A 13,562-nucleotide genomic window follows, 5' to 3' on the forward strand; every position below is an offset into this window, starting at 1 on the left:
TACCAACCCCGAATAAAAATTTTAACGTAGTTTTAACGTTGCCAAACCGAAAAGCACCAGCATCACAGTGATAATCCAGAAACGCACAATGACACGTGGTTCCGGCCAACCCTTTAATTCAAAATGATGATGAATAGGTGCCATACGGAAAATACGTCGCCCCGTTAATTTGAAGGAAGCGACTTGTAAAATGACCGACACCGTTTCTAATACAAAAATGCCGCCCATGATAAAAAATACAATTTCATGCCGCGTAATAACGGCAACGGTTCCCAGTGCAGCGCCCAATGCAAGCGCGCCGACATCGCCCATAAAAACCTGTGCGGGATACGTGTTAAACCACAGGAATCCCAAGCCTGCGCCGGCCAAAGATCCGCATATAACTATCAATTCACCGGCACCTGCCACATAGGGAATGTGCAAATACTCCGCGAACTTAACGTTACCGGTCAGGTAGGCAATTAAACCTAAAGCTGCACCAACCATAACCGTCGGCAAGATTGCCAAACCATCCAAACCGTCGGTCAAATTGACTGCGTTACTGGAACCAACTATCACGAAATACGTGAGCACGATAAAAAAGGCGCCCATCTGCCAACTCACGTTTTTGAAGAACGGAAAAAACAATTGGGTGTCGACCGGACTATCTGCGGTTACATATAAAAAGATAGCCGCACCTAAGCCGGCAATACTTTGCCAAAAATACTTCCAGCGCGCTGGAAGCCCACGTGAATTGCGCTGTATAACCTTGCGATAGTCATCTACCCAGCCCACTGCGCCAAATATTGCGGTAACCACAAGTACGGTCCAAACAAAGGGATTCCGCAAATCTGACCACAACAAGGTGCTGGTAAAAATCGCCACTAAAATAAGTGCGCCACCCATCGTTGGAGTACCTGATTTACTCAGGTGCGACTTAGGACCATCGTCACGGATCGCCTGGCCAATTTGATAGAAATTTAATTTACGTATCATGAACGGGCCAACTAACAAAGAGATAGCCAAAGCCGTTAAGACGCCGAGAATGCCGCGAAAGCTCAGATACTGAAATACCGCAAAACCGCTTATATGCTGAGTTAGGTACTCAGATAGAAATAGCAACATTAGCTATTACTCCCTACTAATTCCGCAGAGAGCGCGTCAACTACTTCTTCCATCGCGGCGCTGCGCGAACCCTTGACCAATACCGTATCTCCCGATTTTACAAAACGACCTAACTTGGCAATCAGTTCCGCCTTCTTAGCGAAGGCAAAACTCTCTCCACCGAATTCGGAGGCCATCAATTCAGCAAACTCGCCCACCACAAACAGCGCATCTATTCGATTCTCACGGGCGTATGCGGCAATCTCGCGGTGTCGCAAATCAGCCTCGGCACCGAGCTCGGCCATATGCCCCATGACAAGTACTTTCCTGCCAACGCCACTCGCTAACACATCAATCGCGGCGCGCACCGAACCAGAATTAGCGTTATAACTGTCGTCAATCACTGCGACACCCGCTACGTCTCGCCGCAACAGGCGCCCGCTGACACTGCGCATAGACTCTAAGCCTGCAACAACGTCTGCAAGGCTTACACCAGCGGAAAGTGATGCCGCTGCTGCCGCCAATGCATTCGCTATCATATGGCGCCCCGACAAAGGCATGCACACCCTTGCACTGCCATTAAAACTCACCAATTCAAACCGAACCGTTCCCGGTACACTCAGATCAATATCACGAGCAAACACATCGACATCCTCACGCACAAGGCTGAATAGACGTTGTTTCACGTGCTTGGCAATGCTCCGCCACAACTCGCAATACGTGTCATCAGCGTTTATGACGGCAAGGCCATGTTGCGGCAAACTACTAAATATCTCGCCCTTGGTCTTCGCCACACCTTCCAGTGATCCGAAGCCAGCAATATGCGCTGGCTGTGCGTTTGTTAATACCGCGATATCCGGCTCAGCAAACTCACATAAATAAGCAATATCACCTTGTTTGGCAGCGCCCATTTCGATCACTGCAAAACGATGTTTTTCTTCGATAGCGAGCAAACTCAATGGCACGCCGATCTCATTATTTAAATTACCTTGCGTGGCGAATACATCACCGTGCTGCGCAAAGATACTTGCAAGCATTTCTTTGGTGCTGGTCTTCCCGCTACTGCCAGTAACCGCAACTAGCGACCCAGAAAATTGGCGACGATTTTCTCGTGCGATCAATCCCAAAGCACGACGACTGTCTGTGACCAACACACTGGGCAGAATATCCGTTGATTCACTAACTAATGCGGCAATTGCCCCATTTTTTTTAGCGTCTTCAACAAATCTATTGCCGTTAAAATTTTCGCCTGACAGCGCAACAAATAAATCGCCAAGTTTAATTTTCCGAGTGTCTGTCGATAAACCCAGCACTTGCACATCTGCGCCGCACAACTTTCCGTCGGCACAGTTCGCAATTTGCGCTAAGGTCATCGCAGAAATCACAGCGACGTCCTCGCGGCGAGAGCAAGACGCACACATTGCACATCGCTAAATGGCAATCTGTGACCAGCTATTTCTTGGTAATCTTCGTGCCCCTTACCTGCTACTAAAACAACATCACCCGATTTTGCAGACGCAATAGCTGCATGAATAGCGGTCGCTCGCTCAAGCTCTAAAAATGGTTTCTCACTCATTCCCGCACAGATATCGGCAATAATTCCCTCGGCAGATTCCGATCGTGGATTATCGTTAGTCACCCAAACCTGATCTGCATATTGCTCAGCAATCGCACCCATCAACGGCCGCTTCGATTTATCTCGATCACCACCGCAACCCATCACACAAATAATTTTTCCGAGAATAACGGGGCGCAATGTTTGCAACACTTTTTGCAGTGCATCTGGTGTATGAGCGTAGTCAACGACGGCCAATACATTATCTTCCGAACGTAAACACTCCATTCGGCCAGGCACAGGTTTCAATAACGGCAAGGCCGCCTCGATATCTTTTGCGGGAACACCCAAACCTAATAATGCGGCACTCGCCGCCAGTAAGTTTGATAAGTTAAATGCGCCCAACAGAGGAGAGCTAATACTTATATCACCCCAGACGCTGCGTAATTGCGCACGAATACCATTCATGTCGCAGCTCACATTTTCTGCGTATACCTTTGCTCTTTCGTCGAAAACACTAAAATCAATAATCTGTTTCGCTGTTGATCTAGCCAATAATTTGCGACCAAACTCGTCATCCCGATTTATAACCGCCAGCTGCAATCCCGACCAAGCAAATAGCCGAGCTTTTTCTTCGCCATAGGCCTCCATCGAGCCGTGGTAATCAAGGTGATCTTGGCTAAGGTTGGTAAACACTGCGGCGGCAAAGTTTAAAGCGGCAACACGGTGCTGCGCCAAGCCGTGAGACGACACTTCCATCGCCGCCCAACTTGCACCGCCATCGCGCCAATCACCAAGAATTGCCTGTACAGAAACCGCATCCGGAGTCGTATTGGCGCCGCTGCTTAAGCGCCCAAAACGACCACTGCCCAATGTACCTATAAGGCCACAGGGTTCACCGATTGCCTCTAGTAACTGTGCAACCATCCACGCGCAACTCGTCTTACCGTTGGTTCCGGTAATACCGATCAATTTAAGTTGCGAAGATGGATTGCCATAAAAACGTCCAGCGATATCGCTCAACTTTGCGAGTAAATCATCAACCACGACCACGGGTAATGACCACTGCGCGGGATCGAATGGCGCGTCAGCTATCACGGCAACTGCGCCAGCATGAATCGCGGCATCAATATAATCTCGGCCATCGACGGTATGCCCACGCACCGCCAAGAACACATCGCCAGCTTGCACGTCGCGACTGTTCAGTGCCAAGCCGGTTACCGGCACGGCGGCAACTTCCGGCGGCAAGTCGCTTAGCAAATCGCCGAGTAGTCGTGGCACTGTGTAATCCTGTTGGTCTGCCATCACGCCGCCGAATCTCCCTTCACTTTAGGTTTAGGGTCAGCCGGCTCTAGGTTATCCGGCGCAATATTTAACAAGCGCAAAGCGTCAGACACCACTTTCGAAAAAACCGGTGCGGCAACCAAACCACCAAAATAATCTCCATGGGGTTCGTCTATAGTTACTACCGCCACAATCCGAGGATTACTTGCCGGTGCGACACCTGCAAACAAGGCGAAATAGCGATCCTTTGCGTACCCACCGGCTTCAGCTTTATGAGACGTTCCCGTTTTGCCGGCAATTCGATAGGCATCTACTTGCGCTCGCGTTGCAGTGCCACCCAGCTCGGTCACCTCCTCAAGCATTGAAACAACTTGCCGAGCTATTTTTGCTGAGATGACTTGTTGCTTAACCGGCTTTTCGGTTCGCTTGAGCAGCGAAACCTGCTGAAACATGCCGCGGTTTGCAAACACAGAATACGCCTGAGCAAGCTGTAAATTTGTTACCGTCAAACCGTAGCCAAATGCAAATGTAGCGCGTTCAATAGCACGCCAATTTGGTCTATTCGGCAACATACCGTTGCTTTCACCAGGAAAGCCCGAGCCAGTTGAACGACCAAGTCCAAAGCGATTAAAAACGCCCCAAACATCGTTCTCATCGAGTGACAAAGCGATCTTAGTTGTCCCGACTTGGCTAGATTTTTTCAACACCTCCGCAACGGTAATCGAACCGTAGTTGCGGTGATCCTCAAGGACCTTCGGGCCGACCTTTATATAACCGGGATTGGTATTAATAATAGTTTCAGGCGTGTATTTACCACTTTCTAAACCGGCAACAATTGTTAGCGGCTTAACAGTGGAGCCAGGCTCAAACATATCTATTACCGCGCGATTACGCATCGCATCTGGCACTAACTGGCTCCGATTATTCGGGTTGAATGAAGGCTGATTTACCATTGCTAGCACTTCACCAGATTCGCTGTCGATAATAACGACCGAACCGGCTTTAGCGCCGGTTTTGGTGATTGCTGACTTGAGTTCTTTGTAAGCAAGATATTGCAAACGCAAATCTATACTGAGCTGTATATCTTTGCCGGGGCTAGCCGCCTCGCCGGCGTCTATCTCCCTAATAATATTGCCGTATAAATCTTTTAATACCTGCTTGCGCCCCGGTGTGCCGTTAAGCCATTCGTCGTAGGCAAGCTCCAACCCTTCCTGGCCGCGATCGTCGATATCGGTAAAGCCAAGGACATGCGCAGTGACCTCTCCCGCTGGATAAAATCTGCGGTACTCCCGTTGCAAATACACACCCGGCACTTTCATTTGCATAATCTGCTGAGCCGCAGCGGGCGCCATGTGGCGACGCAGATACATAAATTGACTGCCGCTATAACGTGCTATACGGCGCGACAATTCAGCTGGCTTCATTTCTAAACTGCTGGCTAGGCGAGCCCATTCTTCCTTCGCATTTTTTAACTCTTGAGGGTTTGCCCAAATAGACGCAACCGGAGTACTTACCGCCAAGGGCTCGCCATTGCGATCTGAAATCATGCCACGATGAGCTGGAATCACCTCGGTACGATTTGTACGGGCATTGCCCTGCCCCTGCAAAAACTCGTAACCACGATCGACATCTAACACTTGCAGCGTTAGCGTACGCCATACTAAAAGAAGGGCGAGCACAAATAGCGCCCCCACAACGATGCGGAAACGCCACGGCGAAATAGGTGCTTTAACCTGCTTTCCCATAGCCCCCAACCATTTTTACTTCCCGCGCCTTAGGCGCTTGCATTTTTAATTTTTGAACAGCCATATCTTGCACGCGATCTGGTGATGCCCATGTACTTTGTTCGAGCAATAAACGCCCCCAATCTTCTTCGAGCAACATTGCTTCACGACGTAAATCTTGTAGCTGGCCAAATAACTTCCGGCTCTTATGCGAACTTTGAACCACGGCAATGCACGAAATAATCACTAGCAATATTAGTAGCGGCACAGCCACGCCGCCGATAGGAGCCTGAACTTCAGCCTCTGCTAGCACATAATTCTTTTTATTTGTGCTGCGCTGCTTTTTGCCCAGCATATATCCCCCTATGCACACTCGTCGTATGCTAGTTTTTCTGCCACTCGCATGACTGCACTGCGCGAACGGGGATTCACCTCGACCTCTTGCTCTGACGCCTTTACTGCCTTACCAATAATTTTTAAACGGCGATTACGCTCACTTTCTGTCACCGGTATATATGCCGGCACATCGTCACCTTCGGATTGACGCCGCATAAAACGCTTAACCATTCGATCTTCCAAAGAGTGAAAACTAATCACGACCAAACGACCGCCAACCGCTAATTGATCAACCACACTTCCGAGCAGTCTTTCTAAATCGGTCAATTCATTGTTAATAAAAATTCTAATTGCTTGGAAACTCCGAGTCGCCGGATGCTTGTGCTTTTCCCAAGCAGGATTTGCTTCAGTAACTATTTTTGCCAACTGCAATGTCCGCGTAATCGGCGCCTCTTCCCGCGCAGCAATAATCGCCCTGACAATGCGCTTGGCAAATCGCTCTTCGCCGTAGTCACGCAAGACCTGAACCATTTCCGCCTCTTCAGCAGTCGCAATCCACTCCGCCGCACTCATACCGCTGTCGGTATCCATACGCATATCGAGATCGCCATCGCGCATAAAACTAAAGCCGCGCTCAGCTTGATCAAGCTGCGGGGACGACACCCCTAAATCGAGTAACACCCCAGTAAATGGGCCGCCAAAATCCGCTTCTTGTGCCAATTTCGCAAGCTCGGCAAATGAACCGCGTGCGATGCTAAAGCGGTGATCACCAGCCGCTAACTGCTCACCCTCGGCAATTGCCTGGGCGTCTTTATCAATCCCCAATAAACTGCCATCGACGCCCAACCGCGAGAGAATCAATCTGCTGTGCCCACCACGACCAAACGTGCCATCAACGTAACGACCGCTGGCATCGGTTACGAGCGCGCTGACCGCCTCGTCAAGCAGTACTGTTAAATGCTGTTCCAAGCTATCCACTCTCGCTAAAGGGAAAGGGATAACATTTCTTCTGGCATGTCACCCTCTCCCGCTGCACCCAGCCAATCGAACCAGCCAGATTCACTCCACAGTTCTAGTTTTTTACCCTGACCAACCAGCAATAGCTTCTTATCAAGATCGGCGTAATCACGTAATGGCTGAGACAGAAGTACACGCCCATTGCCGTCCATTTCTAGAGGTGTTGCGTAACCCAGCAATAGGCGCTGCGCTAGCCGAGCTTTGCGGTGAATATTGGGAAGCGCCTCGATCTTTGGCAGTAAATCCAGCCACTGAGGCTCGGGGTAGACCAGTAAGCAGCGCTCTTCGGTATGGGCGGTTATCACTAAACGGCCGTCACAGGCAGACATCAAGGCGTCGCGAATTTTGGCTGGTATCGCCAAGCGCCCCTTGCTATCCATTGTGATTGTATGACTGCCGAGGAACATAATTCCCACCAAGCTCCGCTTTTAAACCGCAAAATACCACGAAAAACCACTTTTACCCACTGGGGCACACTATAGGAACTTGCAAGCCTAGGTGTCAAGCAGCGTAGAAGGGAATTTTTGTAAATGTGTCAGTAACTTGCGTGATAAATCGGGCAATAGAAATTGAGTTTTTTTAGCTAGTTTCTATAAAACAAAGACATGAGGAAGCGACTTAATGTAGAACATTAAGTGTGGGGATATTTTAGCGAGAAATGAAAGAAAGTTGAGTCGGCCGATAAGCCGGGTTCTGTCTTGGACGACCATTCATCTGGGACCTGCGTCACCGCAAGCCTCTAGCAGCCTACCCGAATCCACTGTGGGCCACAGCAAAGGATTCCTATTTGGCCTTGCTCCAGGCGGGGTTTACCATGCCACGAACTGTTGCCAGTCGCGCGGTGCGCTCTTACCGCACCATTTCAACCTTACCGGCAGCTTGCGCTACTTAGGCGGTGTATTTTCTGTTGCACTTTCCGTAGGCTCGCACCTCCCAGGAGTTACCTGGCGCCTTGCCCTGCGGAGCCCGGACTTTCCTCCCAACAGTAAACTGAAGAGCGATCGTCTGGCCGACTCAACTGTAAGAATAACCAGTAGTCTGGGCTTTAGCAAGCGCTATTTCAGGCTAATCCTGAAGCGGAAAGTCTAATCCATATTGGTATAACTGGTTTTTTTTGAGACCACTGATTTTTGAGCACAAAGCGGCGGCCTGCTTCAAGGGCAATTCGGCCCGCAATATATTCAGCATATCAATTGTCGCTGCGGGAATACCCTCATCCCCCTTAAAGCCCTCTATTAACAATACACACTCACCGCGTTGCTGATTGCTATCTGCACTGACCCAGTCATGAAGCTCTGATGCCGGCAGGCGCTTCACTGTTTCGAATAGCTTGGTGATCTCCCTAGCCAATACGACAAGCCGATCCCCGCCGATTGCGGCACTAATATCTGCGAGGCTATCTCGGACCCGATGCGGCGCCTCATAAAAGATCATAGTTCGGCGCTCACGCTGCAAACTTTTCAACACTGTTAACCTCGCGTGCTGTTTGGCAGGCAAAAAACCTTCAAACATAAAACGATCAGATGGCAGTCCAGCCACACTTAGGGCCGCAATCACCGCACATGCCCCCGGAATAGGAACAACTTTAATCCCTTCGCGCAGCGCCAAATCAACTAAGCGGTAGCCGGGGTCTGATACCAACGGCGTACCCGCGTCCGAAATCAATGCCAAACTTTTACCGCCGCGCAAATGAGCAAGTAATCGCTCAAGCTCTGCGCTATTACTGTGATCGTGATAGGCACAAACAGGTGTGCGTATATCAAAATGACCAAGTAACGTGCGACTGTGACGGGTATCTTCAGCGGCAATGAGTGCTACTGTTTGTAGGATCTCTACGGCTCGAGGTACCATGTCCGATAAATTCCCTATCGGCGTGGCAACAACATAGAGGGTCGGGGTATTATCCACAGGCTAGCCTCACTCAATCTTACATGACCGCGCAGACTAACAACGGCCAATCAATGAAGACAAGCACTTTCATACTTATACTCATCGCCACACTCTTGGCGAGCTGTAGTTCAGCGCCCGTTACGCAAACAAAGCCTAGGCCAAGTAACGTCGAGAAGTACACGGCTAAACCCCGTCCCGTGTCGACGCCAAGCGGCGAGTTCAACCCCGCAACTGTAGATATCGCCACCGCCGAACAGTGGTTAACAGACGCCAAAAGCCTGGATCCCGATGAGTCAACAGAGCTATTACTGCAAGCTGCTGAGGTGTTACTAAGAGAAGGAGAACTTGCGCGCGCAGACGATGTAACCGGCGAATTGATTCCCCCGGAACTTACCGCAGACCAAGCGCTACGCTTAGCGATTATTCGAGCGCGAGTTCACCGCGGTCACGCCGAATTTGCACAAGCCTTAGCGCAACTTTCAGAGCCGCTAGTAGAACGTGCCGTGCTGGAAGCGCCGGTTCGTCGACAAATGCAATACAGCCAACTCCGCGCCTCCTTATACGAAATAGAAGGCGACCATTTATCTGCCGCCCGCGAGCGGATATTTATCGATCCGCTACTTACCTCTTCCCAACAGCCCGCCAATAGAGAATCGATTTGGGCCTCTCTAATGCAAATACCGACCACGGTGCTCGTCAAAAATATCAATAGTACTAGCAATAGAGACTATATCGGCTGGCTCGAACTTGCCTCTATTGCTAAAGACAATCAGAACAATATCGACGCCCAAGTAAAACAACGTGATGCATGGCTGCGCAACTGGCCCCAGCATCCCGCCCACAACGCACTCCCAGGCGGACTGGACAAACTAAATGATTTGATTGTTGAGCGCGCAGATCAAGTTGCCCTGATTCTGCCAGTTACTGGCCGCTTAGCAGCTTACGGCAAAGCGATTCGCGATGGCTTTTTCGCAGCTTATTACGAAACCTTAAATGAAGGCGGCAATGTCCCTCAGATCAACCAGTATGATAGTAATTCAACCGACATCAATACCCTGTATCAGCAGGTTTTAGACAGTGGCAATAAGCTTGTCATCGGCCCACTGGAAAAAGAAAATCTAAGTGCCTTGGTCGCAAGCCATCCAAGCACAATGAATGTACCGACACTGGCACTCAATCGCATAGATGGCGACCGCTTCCCCAAGGGCTTATACCAGTTCGGTTTAAATCCAGAGGATGAGGCAGAGCAAATCGCTGATATCGCGATAAGCAAAGGCTATTCACGCGCACTTATTCTCACGCCAGAAGGAACATGGGGACAGAAAGTCGCGGCCGCTTTTGCCCAACGCTGGCAGAGTTTAAATGGCAGAATTGTCGCCAGCCAAACTTTCGACGCGTCGAAAAATAATTATTCGCAACGCATTAAAAGCACCTTACAAATTGATAAAAGCCAACAGCGTCTACAGCGCTTACAGCAGATTATTGGCATACATCCCAACTACGAGCCTTATCGGCGATCGGACGTAGACTTCATATTTTTGCTAGCTAGACCAAACGAAGGCCGCGCAATTAAGCCTCTTCTCGCCTATCACTACGCTGGTGACATCCCGGTGTATGCAACATCGCACATCTATCGGGGCAGTAATTCGCCCAGCAAAGACCGAGATATTAATGGCGTCCGCTTTATCGACATACCTTGGATATTTGACGAGAAATCGGCAATCCGCCAAGAAATTAATACTGGAATACCATCAAGCTCCGCCTACCAAAGGATGTACGCGCTAGGTGTAGACAGCTTTCGACTGCATTTGCGCCTCAAGCAATTACGCAATGGTGCGAGCGCACGCGTGTTTGGCGAAACCGGTACACTTACACTGAATGCGCTTGGGCAAATAGAGCGCGAGCTGGCCCTAGCCGAAATTCAAGACGGAATCGCTGTCGTCAACCCAATGGGGATTGCTAGCAAAGACGCGGAAAATGATTTTTAAGTCTCTGAAAAGCGCAGACATTGGAGACAGGGCTGAACGCGGAGCCCGTCGACTACTCGAAAAGCACAAGCTGAAGATTTTGCACCAAAATTACCGAAGTCGTTTTGGAGAAATCGATCTTATTGCGATGTCAGAAAACCACCTTATTTTTGTTGAGGTGCGCTTCAGAGAAAATTCGTTCTTTGGTAGCGGAGCCGAAACCGTCACCAGCAAGAAGCAACAACGCATAATTCTTACCGCACGCCACTTCCTCAGCAGCGGCGCATACACTGAACTACCTTGCCGCTTCGATGTCATTGAAGCAAGTAACGATAAAAGCGGTAAACTACATTTTAACTGGCTAGAAAACGCGTTTCAGGAGTGAAAAACAAAATTACCGTGGACTATTCCGAGCAAGTAGTAGATTTATTTCACCGCCACATTGAGAGCTGTATGTACACCATGGAAGCCCTCGGCGAGGCCATTGCACAGGCTAGCGAATGCCTTGTAGAAAGCATGCTCCAGGAGCACAAAATTATCTGCTGCGGAGAAGGCAACAGCGGCTTAATTGCCCACCATTTAGCTACCAATTTACTGAATAGCTTTCAACATGAGCGCCCAGCATTGCCTGCGATGGTGCTGAGCTCCGACGCTGCAACTGCAATAGCGGCCGATTCCAGTTACAACGATATTTACGCAAATCAGATACGCGCGCTAGGGCAAACAGGCGACTGCCTGGTCCTTTGCTATAACGGCGGCGGTGCAGCAGCTACGCTTAGAGCAATACAAGCAGCCCACGAGCGAAATATGCGCGTAGTCTCAATCAGCAATGTCAAAGGCGGCGATGCCAGCGCCCTGCTATTGCCAGACGATATAGAACTTACTTTCCCGATCGAAGACCGTGCAAGAGCGATTGAAGTTCAGCTCGTTGCCGTACACAGCATTTGCGAATTAATAGACACTCAACTATTTGGAACTCCCCACGCATGAACCTCTTTATACGTTTTAGCCTTACGATGGCGCTCGCCCTATTCATGAGCGCATGTACGCAAATTATCACCGCAACCACCGACAAACCCATTGCCGATGATCCAGGAAGCCGCAGCCTGGGCAGTTACGTTGACGATGAAATCATTGAAACCAAGGTTCTCGTGAACATCAACAAAACCGATCCCGCGCTAAAGGCATCTCGTATTAGCGCCACCAGTCACAACGCTATCGTATTACTAACAGGGAATACCGCCAGCGAAGATCTACGACAACTTGCTGGCGAGATTGCAAGCGGCGTCAAAAAAGTACGTAAAGTGCACAACGAACTAAGCGTAGGGGCCGATGTAAGCATGCTAGCCAGAAGCAATGACGCCTGGATAAGCACCAAAGTAAAGAGTCGATTATCACTAAACGAACAGTTAGATGCATCAAAGATTAAAGTCGTGACCGAAAACGGCATCGTTTATTTAATGGGCTTGGTATCTAAAGCAGAATCTGACACCGCCGCCACTGTTGTTAGTGAAACTAGCGGTGTGCAAAAAGTGGTGCGGGTTTTTGAATACTACTAACTTTCATTAAGAAAGCTGAAAAGTCGCCAAGTCTATTTAACGACTTTGAGACTTGGCTTAGATTTAGTCGGGAGCTTGCTTAAACTCGCCGAGGGGCGGGAACCAGTAGGCGGCGGAGGTGGCGTTGACTCCTCCGCATCGAACAACATACCTTGGCCATTTTCCTTAGCGTATACGCCTAGCACAGCACCGACAGGCGCGCTTACCTCTTGTGACACACCGCCAAAGCGACCACTGAAGCTGAGAATGTCATTGCCGACATTTAGCCCCATGACCGCCGAGGGGGATATATTCAGAACAATTTGACCATCTTGGACATACTGCTGCGGAACAAAAACACCTTCGCGCAGGGCATCCACCAAAATATAGGGTGTGCAGTTGTTATCCACCACCCACTCATAAATTGCTCTGATCATATAAGGTCGACTAGACGTCATTGCCATATAAATTCAAGCAGCAAATTAAGCTACTGATGCCTCGCTACGCAATTCACGCTCTTTTTCAGTCAGACTTTCTTGGAAAGCCGGACGCTCAAATAACCGCTCCATATAGTCAAACAAAGGTTTTGACTGGCGGGTTTGCGGAATCACCACACCCAACTCTGGTAAACGCCATAAAATAGGCGCCAAACAGCAATCAACCAAGGTAAATTCTTCGCTCATAAAAAAGGGTTTTTCTGCAAAAATTGGCGCCACAGTTAACAAGCTGTCACGTAATTCCTTGCGCGCCTTTTCGGCGTTTTTCGGGTTATTACCAGCGAGAAGCTCGTCAACTAATCGACACCAATCCCGCTCTATACGATAGATATACTGGCGACTTTCACCGCGGGCTACCGGGTAAACTGGCAACAATGGTGGATGCGGGAACCGCTCATCCAAATACTCCATCATGACCTTGGACTCATACAAGGCCAAGTCGCGATCAACCAAGGTTGGCAAAGAGTTATAGGGATTTAGTTCGGCGACCTCTTCCGGCAGGTTATCCGGCTTCACATCGACGATATCAACAGTCACGCCTTTTTCGGCCAATACGATTCTCACCCGATGGCAGTAATGACTCGCTGCGTCGGAAAAGAAAGTCATGGTAGAACGCTTGGCTACAACGCCCATTGATCTCACCTCAAATTAGAAAACTAAAACAACAAACG

At 49.6% G+C, this 13,562-nt stretch carries 14 protein-coding genes and 1 other RNA gene; 4 read left to right on the forward strand and 11 right to left on the reverse strand.

From position 1 onward, the window contains the following. Positions 1 to 21: 21 nt before the first annotated feature. From mraY to rsmI, 9 genes are all read right to left on the reverse strand, one after another. Positions 22 to 1,104: a phospho-N-acetylmuramoyl-pentapeptide-transferase gene (gene mraY / locus AAC007_RS05635; RefSeq protein WP_296436528.1), complete on the reverse strand. Its 1,083-nt coding sequence runs from the start codon at positions 1,102 to 1,104 to the stop codon at positions 22 to 24. Continuing rightward, positions 1,104 to 2,468 carry a UDP-N-acetylmuramoyl-tripeptide--D-alanyl-D-alanine ligase gene (gene murF / locus AAC007_RS05640; RefSeq protein ID WP_339675156.1) on the reverse strand — a complete coding sequence of 455 codons (1,365 nt, stop codon included), beginning with the start codon at positions 2,466 to 2,468 and terminating at the stop codon, positions 1,104 to 1,106. Before murF ends, mraY begins: the two co-directional genes overlap by 1 nt. Then, on the reverse strand, positions 2,465 to 3,943 hold the full coding sequence (locus AAC007_RS05645; protein WP_296436526.1) for a UDP-N-acetylmuramoyl-L-alanyl-D-glutamate--2,6-diaminopimelate ligase: 1,479 nt from the start codon (positions 3,941 to 3,943) through the stop codon (positions 2,465 to 2,467). The genes murF and AAC007_RS05645 overlap by 4 nt, the downstream gene beginning before the upstream one ends. Further along, on the reverse strand, positions 3,943 to 5,667 hold the full coding sequence (locus AAC007_RS05650) for a penicillin-binding transpeptidase domain-containing protein (RefSeq protein WP_295875957.1): 1,725 nt from the start codon (positions 5,665 to 5,667) through the stop codon (positions 3,943 to 3,945). Before AAC007_RS05650 ends, AAC007_RS05645 begins: the two co-directional genes overlap by 1 nt. After that, positions 5,651 to 6,001 carry a cell division protein FtsL gene (ftsL, locus tag AAC007_RS05655; protein ID WP_295875959.1) on the reverse strand — a complete coding sequence of 117 codons (351 nt, stop codon included), beginning with the start codon at positions 5,999 to 6,001 and terminating at the stop codon, positions 5,651 to 5,653. The genes AAC007_RS05650 and ftsL overlap by 17 nt, the downstream gene beginning before the upstream one ends. An 8-nt stretch (positions 6,002 to 6,009) precedes the next feature. Then, positions 6,010 to 6,960, reverse strand: coding sequence for a 16S rRNA (cytosine(1402)-N(4))-methyltransferase RsmH (gene rsmH / locus AAC007_RS05660; protein ID WP_296436523.1), 951 nt, complete (start codon positions 6,958 to 6,960; stop codon positions 6,010 to 6,012). Between the two features lie 5 nt (positions 6,961 to 6,965). Further along, positions 6,966 to 7,406 carry a division/cell wall cluster transcriptional repressor MraZ gene (gene mraZ / locus AAC007_RS05665; protein WP_159239346.1) on the reverse strand — a complete coding sequence of 147 codons (441 nt, stop codon included), beginning with the start codon at positions 7,404 to 7,406 and terminating at the stop codon, positions 6,966 to 6,968. Positions 7,407 to 7,665: 259 nt separating this feature from the next. Continuing rightward, positions 7,666 to 8,016: RNase P RNA component class A (gene rnpB, locus AAC007_RS05670), an RNA gene on the reverse strand. Positions 8,017 to 8,064: 48 nt separating this feature from the next. After that, a complete protein-coding gene (gene rsmI / locus AAC007_RS05675; RefSeq protein ID WP_339675164.1) occupies positions 8,065 to 8,907 on the reverse strand; it encodes a 16S rRNA (cytidine(1402)-2'-O)-methyltransferase in 843 nt (280 codons plus the stop codon). A 53-nt stretch (positions 8,908 to 8,960) separates the two neighbouring features. Between rsmI and AAC007_RS05680 the strand changes: the two genes are divergently transcribed. From AAC007_RS05680 to AAC007_RS05695, 4 genes are read left to right on the forward strand one after another with little or no spacing between them, the layout of a single operon-like run. After that, complete coding sequence (locus AAC007_RS05680) at positions 8,961 to 10,877, forward strand: penicillin-binding protein activator (protein ID WP_339675166.1); 1,917 nt, start codon at positions 8,961 to 8,963, stop codon at positions 10,875 to 10,877. Beyond that, positions 10,867 to 11,241: a YraN family protein gene (locus AAC007_RS05685; RefSeq protein ID WP_295875977.1), complete on the forward strand. Its 375-nt coding sequence runs from the start codon at positions 10,867 to 10,869 to the stop codon at positions 11,239 to 11,241. Before AAC007_RS05680 ends, AAC007_RS05685 begins: the two co-directional genes overlap by 11 nt. After that, positions 11,238 to 11,846 carry an SIS domain-containing protein gene (locus AAC007_RS05690; RefSeq protein ID WP_295875978.1) on the forward strand — a complete coding sequence of 203 codons (609 nt, stop codon included), beginning with the start codon at positions 11,238 to 11,240 and terminating at the stop codon, positions 11,844 to 11,846. The genes AAC007_RS05685 and AAC007_RS05690 overlap by 4 nt, the downstream gene beginning before the upstream one ends. Then, complete coding sequence (locus AAC007_RS05695) at positions 11,843 to 12,415, forward strand: BON domain-containing protein (protein WP_339675170.1); 573 nt, start codon at positions 11,843 to 11,845, stop codon at positions 12,413 to 12,415. Before AAC007_RS05690 ends, AAC007_RS05695 begins: the two co-directional genes overlap by 4 nt. Before the next feature lie 32 nt (positions 12,416 to 12,447). On the opposite strand, the gene AAC007_RS05700 is transcribed toward AAC007_RS05695, so the two are convergent. Together AAC007_RS05700 and sspA are read right to left on the reverse strand one after the other, a co-directional pair. Next, positions 12,448 to 12,858 (reverse strand): ClpXP protease specificity-enhancing factor, encoded by a 411-nt coding sequence (locus tag AAC007_RS05700; protein ID WP_339675171.1) that lies wholly within the window; start codon positions 12,856 to 12,858, stop codon positions 12,448 to 12,450. 18 nt (positions 12,859 to 12,876) lie between these two features. Next, on the reverse strand, positions 12,877 to 13,524 hold the full coding sequence (gene sspA, locus AAC007_RS05705) for a stringent starvation protein SspA (protein ID WP_339675172.1): 648 nt from the start codon (positions 13,522 to 13,524) through the stop codon (positions 12,877 to 12,879). Between the last annotated feature and the right edge of the window lie 38 nt (positions 13,525 to 13,562).

Source organism: uncultured Zhongshania sp., from assembly GCF_963975605.1.
GTDB classification, from domain to species: domain Bacteria; phylum Pseudomonadota; class Gammaproteobacteria; order Pseudomonadales; family Spongiibacteraceae; genus Spongiibacter; species Spongiibacter aquimaris.

Bases quoted from the DNA above. Each gene is read 5' to 3' on its own strand.
- mraY (WP_296436528.1), bottom strand. From the start codon at position 1,104: ATGTTGCTATTTCTATCTGAGTACCTAACTCAGCATATAAGCGGTTTT.
- AAC007_RS05645 (WP_296436526.1), bottom strand. From the start codon at position 3,943: ATGGCAGACCAACAGGATTACACAGTGCCACGACTACTCGGCGATTTG.
- AAC007_RS05650 (WP_295875957.1), bottom strand. From the start codon at position 5,667: ATGGGAAAGCAGGTTAAAGCACCTATTTCGCCGTGGCGTTTCCGCATC.
- ftsL (WP_295875959.1), bottom strand. From the start codon at position 6,001: ATGCTGGGCAAAAAGCAGCGCAGCACAAATAAAAAGAATTATGTGCTA.
- mraZ (WP_159239346.1), bottom strand. From the start codon at position 7,406: ATGTTCCTCGGCAGTCATACAATCACAATGGATAGCAAGGGGCGCTTG.
- AAC007_RS05680 (WP_339675166.1), top strand. From the start codon at position 8,961: ATGAAGACAAGCACTTTCATACTTATACTCATCGCCACACTCTTGGCG.
- AAC007_RS05685 (WP_295875977.1), top strand. From the start codon at position 10,867: ATGATTTTTAAGTCTCTGAAAAGCGCAGACATTGGAGACAGGGCTGAA.
- AAC007_RS05695 (WP_339675170.1), top strand. From the start codon at position 11,843: ATGAACCTCTTTATACGTTTTAGCCTTACGATGGCGCTCGCCCTATTC.
- AAC007_RS05700 (WP_339675171.1), bottom strand. From the start codon at position 12,858: ATGGCAATGACGTCTAGTCGACCTTATATGATCAGAGCAATTTATGAG.
- sspA (WP_339675172.1), bottom strand. From the start codon at position 13,524: ATGGGCGTTGTAGCCAAGCGTTCTACCATGACTTTCTTTTCCGACGCA.